This is a genomic window from Novosphingobium sp. G106 (genome assembly GCF_019075875.1).
GTDB lineage: Bacteria > Pseudomonadota > Alphaproteobacteria > Sphingomonadales > Sphingomonadaceae > Novosphingobium.
This window is the reverse complement of sequence record NZ_JAHOOZ010000001.1, coordinates 1,952,013-1,965,561: the sequence shown is the minus strand read 5'-3', so window position 1 is coordinate 1,965,561 and position 13,549 is coordinate 1,952,013. Positions and strand designations below refer to the sequence as shown.

General features: G+C 62.5%; 11 protein-coding genes and 2 pseudogenes. 6 read left to right on the top strand and 7 right to left on the bottom strand.

The annotated features are described in order from the left end of the window. Nucleotides 1-33 precede the first annotated feature (33 nt). The 3 genes and pseudogenes from KRR38_RS09435 to KRR38_RS09425 all read left to right on the top strand — a co-directional run bounded on the left by KRR38_RS09435 (nucleotide 34) and on the right by KRR38_RS09425 (nucleotide 3,052). Nucleotides 34-795, top strand: a complete 762-nt coding sequence (locus KRR38_RS09435) for an SDR family NAD(P)-dependent oxidoreductase (RefSeq protein WP_217400865.1) — start codon at nucleotides 34-36, stop codon at nucleotides 793-795. Between the two features lie 13 nt (nucleotides 796-808). Beyond that, nucleotides 809-1,984 carry an acyl-CoA dehydrogenase family protein gene (locus tag KRR38_RS09430; protein ID WP_217400863.1) on the top strand — a complete coding sequence of 392 codons (1,176 nt, stop codon included), beginning with the start codon at nucleotides 809-811 and terminating at the stop codon, nucleotides 1,982-1,984. Further along, nucleotides 1,981-3,052: pseudogene (locus tag KRR38_RS09425) on the top strand (phosphotransferase). Before KRR38_RS09430 ends, KRR38_RS09425 begins: the two are co-directional and overlap by 4 nt. A gap of 103 nt (nucleotides 3,053-3,155) precedes the next feature. Here KRR38_RS09425 and KRR38_RS09420 read toward each other — a convergent pair. The 5 genes and pseudogenes from KRR38_RS09420 to KRR38_RS37725 all read right to left on the bottom strand — a co-directional run bounded on the left by KRR38_RS09420 (nucleotide 3,156) and on the right by KRR38_RS37725 (nucleotide 8,732). Further along, nucleotides 3,156-3,563, bottom strand: coding sequence for an MAPEG family protein (locus KRR38_RS09420; protein ID WP_217400861.1), 408 nt, complete (start codon nucleotides 3,561-3,563; stop codon nucleotides 3,156-3,158). A 104-nt stretch (nucleotides 3,564-3,667) separates the two neighbouring features. Continuing rightward, nucleotides 3,668-4,543 (bottom strand): enoyl-CoA hydratase, encoded by an 876-nt coding sequence (locus KRR38_RS09415; protein ID WP_217400859.1) that lies wholly within the window; start codon nucleotides 4,541-4,543, stop codon nucleotides 3,668-3,670. 58 nt (nucleotides 4,544-4,601) lie between these two features. After that, complete coding sequence (locus tag KRR38_RS09410) at nucleotides 4,602-5,921, bottom strand: alpha/beta hydrolase (RefSeq protein WP_254514719.1); 1,320 nt, start codon at nucleotides 5,919-5,921, stop codon at nucleotides 4,602-4,604. Between the two features lie 29 nt (nucleotides 5,922-5,950). Then, complete coding sequence (locus KRR38_RS09405) at nucleotides 5,951-7,177, bottom strand: CaiB/BaiF CoA-transferase family protein (RefSeq protein ID WP_217400857.1); 1,227 nt, start codon at nucleotides 7,175-7,177, stop codon at nucleotides 5,951-5,953. 252 nt (nucleotides 7,178-7,429) lie between these two features. Beyond that, nucleotides 7,430-8,732 (bottom strand): annotated as a pseudogene (locus tag KRR38_RS37725) (MFS transporter). Nucleotides 8,733-8,902: 170 nt separating this feature from the next. Between KRR38_RS37725 and KRR38_RS09390 the strand changes: the two are divergent. The 3 genes from KRR38_RS09390 to KRR38_RS09380 are packed head-to-tail and all read left to right on the top strand — an operon-like array spanning nucleotide 8,903 to nucleotide 11,500. After that, nucleotides 8,903-9,553 carry an AMP-binding protein gene (locus tag KRR38_RS09390; RefSeq protein WP_254514716.1) on the top strand — a complete coding sequence of 217 codons (651 nt, stop codon included), beginning with the start codon at nucleotides 8,903-8,905 and terminating at the stop codon, nucleotides 9,551-9,553. Continuing rightward, on the top strand, nucleotides 9,474-10,619 hold the full coding sequence (locus KRR38_RS09385; protein WP_217400851.1) for a class I adenylate-forming enzyme family protein: 1,146 nt from the start codon (nucleotides 9,474-9,476) through the stop codon (nucleotides 10,617-10,619). Before KRR38_RS09390 ends, KRR38_RS09385 begins: the two co-directional genes overlap by 80 nt. Then, complete coding sequence (locus tag KRR38_RS09380) at nucleotides 10,616-11,500, top strand: crotonase/enoyl-CoA hydratase family protein (RefSeq protein WP_217400849.1); 885 nt, start codon at nucleotides 10,616-10,618, stop codon at nucleotides 11,498-11,500. Before KRR38_RS09385 ends, KRR38_RS09380 begins: the two co-directional genes overlap by 4 nt. Before the next feature lie 51 nt (nucleotides 11,501-11,551). Here KRR38_RS09380 and KRR38_RS09375 read toward each other — a convergent pair whose 3' ends face one another. After that, nucleotides 11,552-12,430, bottom strand: a complete 879-nt coding sequence (locus tag KRR38_RS09375) for an LLM class F420-dependent oxidoreductase (RefSeq protein WP_217400847.1) — start codon at nucleotides 12,428-12,430, stop codon at nucleotides 11,552-11,554. Nucleotides 12,431-12,514: 84 nt separating this feature from the next. Further along, nucleotides 12,515-13,546, bottom strand: coding sequence for an acyl-CoA dehydrogenase (locus KRR38_RS09370; RefSeq protein WP_217400845.1), 1,032 nt, complete (start codon nucleotides 13,544-13,546; stop codon nucleotides 12,515-12,517). Nucleotides 13,547-13,549: the final 3 nt, after the last annotated feature.

Below are 13,549 nucleotides of genomic sequence, written 5' to 3'. Positions count from 1 at the left end.
GCAAATCGCTGCGCGAACGGATAAGGAAAATCGATGAACGAACTCTCCGGGCGCGCGGTACTCATCACCGGAGCCTCCTCGGGCTTTGGCGCGCACTTCGCCCGGCTCGCGTCGCGCGCAGGCGCGCGGGTGGCTCTCGCGGCGCGTCGCAAAGAGCGCGTAAAAGAGCTGGCGGAGGAACTGCGCGCGGTGGGGGGCGAAGCAGTCGCGATCGCGATGGACGTTACCGACGAGGCCTCGGTCCGCGCAGGCTATGATGCGGCAGAGGCCGCGCTCGGTACCATCGACACGATAATCGCCAATGCCGGAGTATCGTCGCCTGGCCGCTCGATCGAAATTGGCGCTGAGGCCCTGGCCGGCATCCTCGATACCAATGTCCTCGGCGCCTTCCTGACAGCGCGCGAAGGTGCCAAGCGCCTCATCGCCTCCGGTAGCCGAGAAACTGGTAAGGGGCGCATCCTCTTCATTGGCTCGTTCGGTGCCGAAGCGCCGATCAAAGGCGAGGTCATGTATTGCGCGAGCAAGGCGGCGGTGGCGAGCCTCGGGCGCAACCTCGCGGGCGAATGGCTGCGTAGCGGGATCAACGTCAACGTCATCCAGCCCGGTTTCATCCTGACCGAGATGGCGGGCGAATGGTTCGCCAGCGAGGGCGGCAAGGCGCAGATCGCCAGCTTCCCGCGCAAGCGCCTGCAACCGATCGAATCTCTCGACGCGATGGTGCTCCACCTCTGCTCCGACGCCTCGTCCGCGATGACGGGCTCGGTCATCACTATCGACGATGGACAATCCTTGTGAGAACTTTGGCCCTATGACGCAGCGTGCCATGGAAATTGCCGACAAGGTCGAGGCTTTCGTCCGTGAAGTTGTCGTGCCCTACGAGCAGGATCCGCGCCGCGACCATCACGGGGCGCCGACCGACGCGCTGGTCTTCGAGATGAAGGAGAAGGCCCGCGCCGCCGGCGTGCTCAGCCCGCATATCCTGGCGGGCGGCGGCCACCTGAGCCAGCGCGAGACCGCGATCGTGTTGATCCGCTCGGGCCTGTCCCCGCTGGGGCCGCTCGCCTGCAACACCAACGCTCCCGACGAAGGCAACATGTACCTGCTCGGCAAGGTCGGCAGTCCCGCGATCCAGGAGAAGTTCCTGAAGCCTTTGGTCGAAGGCCGCGCCCGTTCGGCCTTCCTGATGACTGAGCCGGCCGACTGGCAGGGCGCAGGGTCCGACCCGTCGATGATGAAGACCACGTGCCGCCGCGACGGCAACTACTGGCTAGTCGAGGGGCGCAAAACCTTCATCACCGGCTTCCTCGGCGCCAAGGTCGGCATCGTCATGGCGAAAGCCGAGGAGGGCGCCTGCATGTTCCTGGTCGATCTACCCGATCCGGCAATCCGCATCGAAAGCATCCCGAACACGATCGACAACTCGATGCCCGGCGGCCACGCCACGCTGACGATTGACGGCCTGCGCGTGCCCGCCGACCAGATGCTGGGCGAGGCCGGCGAAGGATTCAAATATGCCCAGGTGCGCCTCTCCCCTGCGCGCCTGTCGCACTGCATGCGCTGGCTCGGTTGCTGCATCCGCGCGCAGGAGATCGCCACCGACTATGCCTGCCGCCGCGAGGCCTTCGGCAAGCCGCTGATCGACCACGAAGGGGTCGGCTTCATGCTCGCAGAGAACCTGATCGAATTGAAGCAATGCGAGCTGATGATCGACTGGTGCGCGGGCGTTCTAGACACGGGCTCGCTCGGCACGGCGGAAAGCTCGATGGCCAAGGTTGCGGTCAGCGAGGCCTTGCAGCGCATCGCCGATCGCTGCGTCCAGGTCATGGGCGGGCTCGGCGTCACCGACAAGACGATCGTCGAGCAGGTCTACCGCGAGATCCGCGCGTTTCGCATCTACGATGGCCCGACCGAGGTCCACAAATGGAGCCTCGCCAAGAAGATCAAGCGCGACTGGAAGCAGGGCCAAGGACACTTGGCGCAATGAGCGATCTGACCGCTGCCAATTCGGGCACCGATCCGGTCCGCGAGGGCTACGGCTTCGACGAGGCCGCGCTGGCGACGTGGATGGCAGTCAATGTCGAGGGTTACCAGGGCCCGCTGGAAGTCCGCCAATTCAAGGGCGGTCAATCGAACCCGACCTACCAGCTGATCACGCCCGCGCGGAAATACGTCCTGCGTCGCAAGCCGCCCGGCGAGCTCCTGCCCGGCGCTCACGCCGTCGACCGCGAAGCGCTCGTGCTTTCAAAGCTCGGTGCTGCGGGCTTTCCGGTCGCTAAGGTATATGGCCTGTGCGCCGATGATGCGGTCATTGGCACATGGTTCTTCGTCATGGAAATGGTCGAAGGCCGCATCTTCTGGAACGCGGCATTTCCCGAGGTCGCCTGCGAGGAACGGCGGCGCTACTTCGATGCGATGAATGAGACCATAGCGCTGCTCCACAGCTACGATCCGCAAGGCATAGGCCTCGGCGACTACGGCAAACCGGGCAACTACTTCGCCCGTCAGATCGCCCGTTGGTCGCGACAATATCTGGCAGACGAGCTTGCCGGACGTAACGACGACATGGATGCGCTGATCGGATGGCTGCCGGGCAACATCCCAGGCGGCGATGAAAGCCGCGTCGTCCACGGCGATTTTCGCTGCGACAACATGATCTTCCATCCCACCGAGCCTCGCGTTCTGGCTGTCCTCGACTGGGAGCTCTCTACGCTGGGCCATCCCCTTGCTGATTTTGCCTATCACGCGATGATGTATCGGATGCCCCCCCGACATAGTGGCGGGGCTAGGGGGAATGGATCCCGCCGCCCTTGGACTGCCAAACGAGGCCGAATTTGTCGACGCCTACTGCCGGCGCACCGGCCGGCGCCATATCGAGAACTGGAACTTCTACCTGGCGTTCAACTTCTTTCGCCTCGCGGCGATCTTCCACGGGATCAAAGGCCGCGTCCTGCGAGGCACGGCCTCCTCGGCTCACGCCAGTGACCGCGCGGCTGCCTTTCCCCGGCTCGCTGCCCTGGCGCGAGAGGCGATGGAGCGGTGCCGAGTAGGATAACAACCTGACCGAGGCATGGGCGGGACCATCGCGCCATCGAGAGTTTCAGCAACCTCCAAACAGAGCGCTCCTGCAACAGCGGCCGCCGCGCGTAATGGGCTCGCTATCGCAGGGCGTAAAGGCCCAGCAGCGGGAAGAGAACCAGACCAAGGCCGACAAGGCTGACGAGAAAGACGACTGTTCTGATCTTCGGAATGCCGCGCGCGTAAAGCGGTAGGTAGATCACCCGGGCAGCCAGCCACACCCAGCCGCCAATTTCGGTGAGTTGGCTTGTCCGGCCGGCAACGACGACGCCGATCAATGCTACTATCGCGATGGGAAAGGTCTCGAGAAAGTTCGCCTGAGCGCGCACCAAACGCCCGGGCAGCGGTTCCATGGGCGGTAGGGTCTCATCGCGCGCGCCCATGTTCCAGCCCGAGCCATATTGGCGTGTCTTCACGATTGCCGCCGCGAAAACGTGTACGAGCAGCAACAATGCACCGAGTGCCAGAATCTGAATTTCGGTGTGCATCGGCTGTTCCTTACTTGAGCGAACGATTGGGCGGCGGCGAGGTCCCGCCCTTGCTGCATATAATTTGAAACTGGGTACTCCTCAGCGCCGCAGCGGCTGATTCTCTAGTCCGTCTTCTTCGGGGCGCTCGCCATGGCCGGCAAGTTCGAGGTGTCCATGCCGTAACCGAACAGGCGGAAGTTCTGCTGGTGGCAGAGGTGGTGCAGCGAGAAGGCCTGGTCGATCGCGTTCATCTGACCCTGGATGTCGAGCGTCTTGTTGACCGCTTCCTTGGCCAGCTTGAGCGCGAAAGCCGGCTTGGCGGCGATTTTCTGCGCCATGGCGAGGGTAAAGCTTTCCAGTTCATCGAGCGGGACGACGTGGTTGACCATGCCGAGCCTATGCGCTTCCTCCGCGTCCCAGGCATCGGCGGTGAACAGGAACTCCTTGGCCTTGCGCGCGCCCAGTTCCCAAGGATGCGCCAGCCATTCGACGCCCGAGACGCCGAAGTTCACCACCGGATCGGAGAACAGCGCATTGTCGGCCGCGATGATGATGTCGCAGACCCAGGCATAGATGAGTGCACCCGCGATGCACTTGCCTTGTACCGCGCAAATCGTCGGCTTCGAATTGTTGCGGATGCGCCGAGCGCTCTCGAGATAGCCTTCCTTCTCCGCCGCATACCAGCCATGCGCGCCAGGCTCCTTGAAACCGCTCCAGGTCGAGACGCCGGGGCTCGAGTCCTGCATGGCCTGCTGATACTCTTCGACCGTGTCAGCGATGTCGTGCCCGGCCGAGAAGTTACGGCCGTCTGCGGCAAGGATGATCACCTTGACGCTGTCGTCGCGCAGGGCGCGGTCGAAGGCTTCGTTGATCTGGAAGATCAGCGCGGGATTGAGCGAATTGTGCTTGTCCGCGCGAGCGAGGACGACGCGCGCGACCCCGGGTGCGGGGTCTTCGTAGCGGACCAACTTTTCAGAGCTGGCTGGAGCTGCGGTCATGGTCTTGGTCCTTGCATTATGCGGCCCGCAACAGTTCTTTGGGGCCACTTTGGAATGGCTAGCCCTCGCGCAGGACTGTCTGGATAAAATTCCGAATTTCCCGGTCGATCTCGGCGCCTTCCGGTCCGCCCGGAAAACCGGTGTGAGGGCCAGCTTCGGTGACGTGTAGCGTTGCCGGAATGTCGGCCGCCCTCAAAGCGCGGTGCATCCTGACCGTATTCGACAAATAGAGGTCGCGCGTTCCCGTCGTCAGGATCGTCGGCGGGAAGCCTTTGGTGAAGTCGCCGAACAGCGGCGAAAGATAGGGATCCGCCAGGTTATGACCGTTTGCGTAGAGCAAATTCACCGGCATCAGCCGGCGCAGGCCAGGATCGATGCCATCGTTGGTGTTGAAACTGTCACCGGACTCGGTGAGGTCGATCTCGGGCGTGCCCAGAATGAGGCCGGCGGGCAGGGGAAGGCCCTCGTCTCGTGCGCGCAACATCAGCGCGGCCGCAAGATTCCCGCCCGCAGACCCGCCGCTGACGATGATTTCCTCCGGTGCCCGTTCGCGTAGCAACGTCCGATAGGCTGCCATGCAATCGTCTAGCGCTGCCGGGTACGGATGATCCGGAGGCATCCGATAATCGACGGACCAGACCCGCCGCTGCAATCGCATCGCCGAATTCGTGCCCATGATGCGGCAGAGCTCACCGCCACAAAGGATGAGCGCCCCGCCATGGATATCGAGCACGATTCCTCGGCTGCCGGGCGACACCATAGGGGGGATGATGTCGAAGATGCGCGCGCCATTGGCGTCCCGTTCTTCCACCTTTGCCTGAACCTGGGTACTGATCCCCTGCAACATGGGAAGGACGGCCTCGTCTCTCGCTGCGACATAGGCGCGCCATCCGTCCGCGTCGCCGAGTGCAGGATAGGGCGCGGCAGCGCGCTGCGGCTTCAAATAGGCGCGAGCATGGTCGCTTAGAAATGAAGGCGCGGGAATTTCTCGCGCCGGAAGTCTAAGCGTTGCATCTGCGACGCCATTTTGACCGCCGAGCCCCTCTTCCGAGGCGATGAGGTGGCCGGCCGCTTGGATCATTCCAGCCTTTGTCAGCGCGTCGTTCGCAGGCATGGCATCCGATCCCGAAGCAGCGCGGATTGAATCGATGATCGAAGCAGGATCCTCACCCTCGAGTTCGTAGATCGTCATCAAGGTCCACTGGGGCGCCTCGTCCAACTCATAGACGCGCTGGAAATCCATGCGAAACAACCGGCCGCTGACGACGCCGGGCATACGGCAAACGTCGGCCAGGTGGCGTTCGCGATACCAGGCGACGAACTCCTCTTCCCGCCCGGGAACGGCACGCGAAAGAATGGTATACTGGAAACGGGCCATGCGTTCGTTTGTCCCTTTGGACTTTGGGGTCAGGCGATCACACCGGCTGCCTTCAAGGTTTCAATCCGGTCCCATTCGAGGCCAAGTTCCATCAGGAACGTCTCCGTGTGTTCCGAAGCCTGGGGCGCGCGGGTCGATGCTACCGCTTCGTGATTGAACTGGACGGGGTTGCGCACCAGCTTGATCGGAGCGCCTCCGTCGCAGGCTTCCACTTCAAAGATCATGTCGTTCGCGAGTGCCTGCTCGTCCGTAGCAAGGTCGAGGAAGCTCTGCACCGGCGCCCATTGGCCCGAGTAGGTGCGAAGATGGTTGCGCCAGTAGTCGAACGTCTGGCCCGCGAATGCGGCGGCAATCAAATCGCTGGCTTCCTTCCAGTTCGTCATCAAATTCTCGGCACTGTCGAAGCGGGGATCTTCCGCCAGCGCCGGCATGCCCATGTGCGCGAAGAGGTCCCTCGCGTAGGGACCAGGGGTCAGCGTGCACAGATTGATCGTTCCGCCATCCGAAGTGCGGAAATTGCCCAGGAACGGGTTGCCGGCGCCTGAGCCGGACATGGGCATGGACGCACGCGAAACGCTGCCGGCTTCGATCGCCTGATCGATCGCTGAACCGCATGCCCACCAGCCGGTGCTGAGCAATGACACGTCGATTTCGGTAGCCTCGCCCGTCCTTTCGCGGTGAAACAATGCGGCGGAAATACCTCCCGCAATGTTCATGCCGCCCATGGAATCGCCGAATGCGCCAATTGGCTGCATGAAGGCTCCGCCGAGCTCCTCTGGAGTCATCGCATAGGCGACGCCGCTTCGCGTCCAGAACGCCGTGTTATCGAACCCTCCGGCCTCGCGCTCTGGCCCTTTGTCGCCAAAAGCCGAGCCGCGGGCATAGATGATGTTGGGGTTGGCCGCGCGAATATGCTCAAGATCGATCTTCAACTTCCGGCGCGCAGAAGGAAGGTAATTGGTCAGGAAGACATCGGCGGTTCTGGCGATCTCGTAGATCAGCTCCTGACCCTGCTCGGTTGAGATGTCGACTCCGACGCTGCGCTTGCCGCGATTGGGATGTTCGATCATGCCGTTTCGCATCGGATTGATCTTCTTGCCGAACGAATTGATGAAGCCGCGCTGGGTGTCGCCGCGGATCGGATGCTCGATCTTGATGACGTCCGCGCCCCAATCAGCGAGCACTGCGCCTGCGGCGGGTACGAAGGTGAACTGCGCCACCTCGAGGACCCGGATACCCTTCATGACCTGCGTCATCGCGAAAATCTCCTAAACGGGGGCTGGATGCCGAAACCTCTCCGCGTGCAATTTCTGCTCGGCTCGCGGTCATTGGCCAAAGGCCCGATATTAATGCACATAGCGGCGAGCATTAGCGGTGGCTAGCCTCTCTTTGCAATTTGTGAAGTCACACAAAATCGCCAATCCCCTTGTCCGTTTAGTTGCAAATCCGGAGAAAGCCGGCACACGCTCTGGCCTGCGGGGCGAGTGGTCGACGCTTCTACGTTCAAATCACAGCATCCGGTTCCGGATCGGGGTAAGGCCCGAGCAACAGAAACAGAGTTGCCGAGACCAGGCAGATCGGATCGAGGTCCAAAGAGCAAGCGTGTACGAGCCGGTCGCATCGAAGCTCGCGTTCAGCAGGATAGGCCCGTTGCCACCGGCAAGGCCGATAAACCCGCCGATCGTCCCGAAGAGCAAACCGAAGTTCGCGATCTTGAAGTATCGCGAAGTCAGGTAAGCCATCAGGTCCAATTCCGCGCCGAGCGACAGTCCCAGAATCAGTACGGCGAGAGAGGCGGCCAATGGCGATCCGGGATAACGGATCAGAATCAGGATGCCGACGATTGGCAATGTTACGCAAAAGGCAGCAAGGAAGCGTCCGCTCATTCGGTCAAGAAGCATCCCGATCGTCAGTCGCCCCGCAATGGATGACAGGCCCAGGAGCGAAGCAATGCCGGCAGCCTCGGCGCGGGATAGGCCATTGGAAGATAGAACCGGAACGAGGCTGACAGCGAGCGTGACGACGACGCCAGCAACACAGACTCCCGCCACCAGCAATTGAGGAAAGCGGCGCGTCAGCATGCCGCTTTGCCGAAGTGTGGCACGAGACGGCGCAGCCGGTTCGTGACTCGCCGATTGCGACCGACGCTGGCGGTCTTTTGCGCTCGTGAAGAAGAACCAGATCGGGGGGCAGCGCCGCCAAGACCCAGAACCCCGCCAGACCGGCCCAGGCCAACCGCCAGCCATAGGTTTCGATGAGGAAATACGTCAGGGGCGGGATGATGATTGCCGCAACGCTTGAACCGCAAAGCGTGACGGCAAGCGCCAATCCGCGGCCGGTAACGAACAGACTGGTCACGGCCGCAGTCCACACCGAAGGCTGGATCAGGACAATTCCAAAGGCGACCGGTAGCCACAGCGCGCGCCACATCCACAGGCTCGGCCCGGTCAAGCCGAGCATTGCCGTCGCTGCGCAGATGGAAATGACTGCGGCAATCCCGAGCCGGCGAGGCCCGAACCTGTCGACAAGCAGTCCGGTGAACGGAGCACATATTACCCCGGCAATCGATGCAATTGCCTGACCGGACATGGCCTGTGCCCGCGTCCAGCCGAACTCGTTCTGAAGCGGCTCGATGAACAGGCTGCTGGAATAGGAAATGATGGTCGACGCGGCGACACCAGCGAAGGCTGCCAGGACGACTGTCCAGTTGCCTCGCCATTCTGCGCGCGGCGAAACTTTTCGTCCCTGGCTAACCTGGTAATCCGCCGACAAGCTGTTTCTCCGCTTCAAAATGCATCGTTTGCATTGCATAAGGGCATCGGCGAAGAATGTCTCGTGCGACTGTCGGCTTGGAGACATCAATTGGCAGAGTTGGATGGCCCGTCGAGCCGATGCGCTCTGGAAGCGCGGGCAACAGTGCGGTGTTCTGGGAGTGTGCAATGTCTGAGCATTTGAGAAGTTCGGGGGGCATTGCGGAGACGATGCAGCGCCCGAATATACGCGACCCGCTGGCGGAGCGGATGCTTGGTCCGGGAGGTTCTCATTCGCTCGTGACGGTCGAGGTGGCCGGGCACCCGCAGCAGGTGTTCGAGGGTGCGGCGCGCAACCTCGCCGGACTTTATCGGCAGGGGATGGCATTCGGCGAGCGGCTGATGGTCGTTCAGGACGATTTGCGCTGGACCTATGCCGAAGTCTTTGCCCAGGCCGCAGCTTTGGCGGACGCCCTGCGGAACCGATTTGGCGTAGCGCCCGGCGACCGCGTCGCTGTTGTCATGGGCAATCGTGCCGAATGGATTGTGAGCGTCTTGGCGATCACCGCCGTGGGCGGCGTGGCCGCATTGGTGAATAGTCGAGGCGTGGGCGAGGAAATGGTCCGGGCAGTTGCGACAGCCGACTGCAAACTCGCGATCCTCGACGCAGAGCGGGACCGCATCCTTACCGGTGAACTGCCCGATCCCGTCTGGCCGCGTATCGTGGTCGGCGCAGACGCGGGGTCGTTGCGTTCCGGAAAGGATGCAGACTTTGGTCTCCTGAGCGCTCCGCGCCAGGAACTTGCATTCGAGCCAGACGAACGCGCCCCCCGAGGATGGCGGGATCATCCTGTTCACCTCGGGAACCACCGGCTTTCCTAAAGGCGCCCTCCTGAGCCATGGGGCCCTCGCTCACTCCGTGTCGATCGCCTGTTTCATGGGGCTTGTGCAAGACGCACGCTACGAGGAAGAGACCGGCGTAGTCCTTCCGGCTGAACGCCGATCCATGGCAACGCCGGCGGTGATCCTGGGTCCGATGTTCCATCTGTCAGGGATCATGCCGATCTTTCGGGCGATTAGTCTTGGAACGACAATCCACATCATGAGCAAGTGGAATGTCGATATCGCTTTCGACACCATCGAGAACGTGGGGATGAGCCGGCTCTCGTTCGTTCCCGCCATGCTTTGGGACATGCTGCGATCTCCCCGTGCGACGCCCGAGATGCTGGGCAAGGTCGCCTATATGGCAAACGGGGCAGCCGCGCTGAATCCGACCCTGCTAGAAGAGATTCGCGCGCGCATGCCCAATTGCCTGCTGTCCAATACCTACGGTCAGACCGAGACGACTGCCTGGACATGTTCGATCAGTGGCCGGGCTTATCTGGACAATCCGGCATCGTGCGGATGGGCGGCACCGACAATACATGCCAGCGTGCGCCGAGACGACGGCAGCGAAGCCGCCATAGGCGAGGCGGGAGAGTTGTGGGTCAGCAGCGCCGGGCTGATGAGCGAATATGTCGGTGATGCCAAGTCCACCTCCGAGACCTTGCAGGATGGCTGGCTCGCATCAGGCGATGTCGCGACCGTCGACGCCCAGGGCATATTCACGATTGTCGATCGCAAGAAGAACATGATCATCTCCGGGGGCGAGAACATTTACTGCGCCGAGGTCGAGCGAGTCCTCGCAGACCATCCGGCCGTCCGCGACTGCATTGCCTATGGCGAGAGCGATGTTCGGCTCGGCGAGCGATTGGTCGCGACCGTGGTGGTCTCCCCACAAGCCACCGTGACCGAAGACGACATCAAGGCGCACTGCCGCGAACATCTCGCGATCTACAAGGTGCCAAGGTCCGTTCTCCTGAGCGCGGATCCCTTACCGCGCACGGCCTCAGGCAAAGTCGATCGCGGTAAATTCCTCAAGATGAGACAAGGCGGGCGAGCGGCATGAGTTACAATTTCATTCGCTACGAGGTCGCCGACCATGTGGCGCTGCTGACCCTTGCGCGGCCGGACAAGCTCAATGCGATAAGTGGCGCGATGATTTCGGAACTGCGCGACGCGCTCGAGCGTGCAGATACCGATGACGATGTCCGGGTGCTGATTGTCACGGGCGAAGGCCGGGCATTCTGCGCGGGAGCAGACATGTCCCGGGGAGCCGAGACCTTCAAGGGACCCGGATCGGACTCGCTATTCGCGGCGGATGGATCTGCGGACTACGGGTCAGAGGCCGCACGAGAGGTGGGCGGTGTCTTTTCGCTCCGGCTTTATGCCATGACCAAGCCCGTTATCGCCGCGATCAATGGGGCCGCGGTGGGCATGGGGGCGACGATGATCTTGCCCATGGATATTCGAATTGCCAGCGAGGAGGCGCGCTTTGGTTTCGTTTTTGCCCGGCGCGGCATGGTCCCCGAAGTGGGTTCGTCATGGTTCCTGCCGCGCGTCGTCGGCATAGCCAAGTCGCTGGAATGGTGCCTGACGGGGCGGCTCGTGCCTGCGGCGGAAGCGTTACGCGAAGGTCTGGTGAGCGCCGTCGTACCGCTCGCGGATTTATTGCCAGAAGCGCGCCGCATCGCGCAGGAAATTGCCCACAATACTGCTCCGGTCGCGGTCGCATTGACGCGGCAAATGCTCTGGCGGGGCCTCGGCATGAACCACCCGATGGATGCGCACCGGGTCGAGAGCCGCGGCACCCTGTCGCGTGGGCGTAGCAAAGACGCCGCCGAAGGGGTTGCTGCTTTTCTCGAAAAACGAGCGCCCGCGTTTTCCGACCGTGTCTCGGCCGACATGCCGGACTACTATCCGTGGTGGGAAGACCCAGCCTATTCCTGACAGGAGGTACGCTTTGCGAGCAGCCGGCCGGATTTGCCCGCAGCAAACGTGTTAGATCAGGGCCTTCGCGAGGCTTCGCCAGGCGGGTCGCAGAGCGCCGATGTCGGCAACGCCGGGACGAGGGCCGACGACCTGAAGGCAGACATGATCGGCACCTGCGGCAAAATGGGCGTTGATCCGTTCGGCAATCCGGTTCTCGTCGCCCCAGGCGAATAGGGCGTCGACAAGCCGGTCACTCGTGGTGGCGATATCTTCCTCGGAAAAGCCCAGACGCCGCCAACTGTTCGCGTAATTTTCGAGCTGCCCATAGCCTTTGACAAAAGGGCGCGCGATGTCTCGGGCACGCTGCGGATCGCTTTCCAGCACGACGCCCTGTTCGGGCGCCAGGAATGGACCTGTTCCCAGCACGGCGCGGGCTGTGGCAGTGTGTTCCGGGGTTACGAGGTAAGGATGCGCGCCTGCAGTTCTGTCCCGCGCCAGTTCGAGCATTTTGGGTCCCAGGGCGGCAAGACAGATGTCCTCGGATGGAAAACCTTCGCCCGACAGGTTCTCCAGATATTCGGTCATGGCGCTTAGAGGTTTGCGATAGGCGTCACCGATCGTTGCGCCGTGGCTGACGCCTAGGCCCAAAAGGAAACGCGAGCGATGGTGCTCGGGCAGATCACGCCACCAAGCTGCGACTTCGCGGGCGTCATGCATCCAGATATTCAAAATGCCCGTGGCAATGGTTGCGTTACTCGTCGCGGATAGCAGGCGACTGGTATCGCTGAGCAGGCCTCCCCCCATGGCGCCCGGAATCCACAGCGTTCCGTAGCCAAGCTCATCAAGTTCAGCTGCCGCGTCCACGACCTCGCTCGGATCACCGTCGCGCAGTTCCATGGACCATATGCCGATAAGTCCGAGCCGAGCGGCTGCGACCTGGTTTGTCATGATTTTCCGATGCTCAATAGGAAGTAGGGTGCAGGTATTCGAGGTCGGGCTCAGCAGTTTTGACAGGTGAAGCCTTGGGTCGGGCTATCCGCCGCCCTCGCTAGCAAAGGTGAAAGCTGGGCCGGTTGGTTCGGAGGTCATCCGTTCAATCACCTTGGCGCGATGCTCCATCGCCGTTCCCCAGGCGGTTTTTAAAGCGAGGATGCGCTTGAGAAAGAAGTGGACGTCGACTTCCCAGGTCATGCCCATGGCGCCGTGGACCTGCACCGCGGTGCGTGCGGCCAGATCGGCGGCATCGGCCGCGGCGAGCTTAGCGTGGGCGGCGCGGGCCTTGGCGGCGAGGTTGCCGAGCGGCAGTTCGGCCGCGGCGGCCTGAACGACAGGTCGGGCGAACTCGATCTTAACCTGCGCGTTAGCGATGAGGTGCTTCACCGCCTGGTAGGAGCCGATCGGCTTGCCGAATTGCTGCCGGTCCTTTGCATAAACCACGGCCAAGTCGACGCAGCGCTGGGCGAGTCCGAGCATCTGAGCGCCAGCCAGGACCGAACCGCGCTGCGCTGCGTCGTCCCGACCCTTGCCAACGAGGGTAGCGGCCGAAGGCTGCCACTTCGCTTCGAACAAGCGGCGCAGGGGATCGAAGCTTTCCAGGCGTGTAAGCGTGACAGCGCTTGGCTCAACGAGATGAAGGTCGTCGCCGTGAACGAGCAGGAGAGCCTCGGCACTGTCCGCATCCGTTATAAAGGGATTGGCGGGATGGCCGATGGCGACGATGGCGCCAGCCATTACGCGCTCCAGCCAGCCTTTGTCGTCATCGAGGTCCGCGAGAAGCGGTGCCACGATCCCTGCTTGGTCGATCAGCGGTTCGGGGAGGGCGACGTAGCCGGCGGCCTCCGCGATACTGATGAGGTCGATCAAGCCGAGGCCAAGGCCGCCCTTGTCCTCGGGCACGCAGATGCCGAGCAGGCCCATGTCGACTATGGTCTGCCAGCGATGCTTGTCCCGCACCTCGCCGCTCGCCAGCAGTCGGCGAAGATCGGCGGGCGTGCAGCTTTCGGCCAGCATCTCGCGCGCGGCTTCGGTGATCGCGACCTGGTCTTCGGTGAAGGCGAAATGCATTTC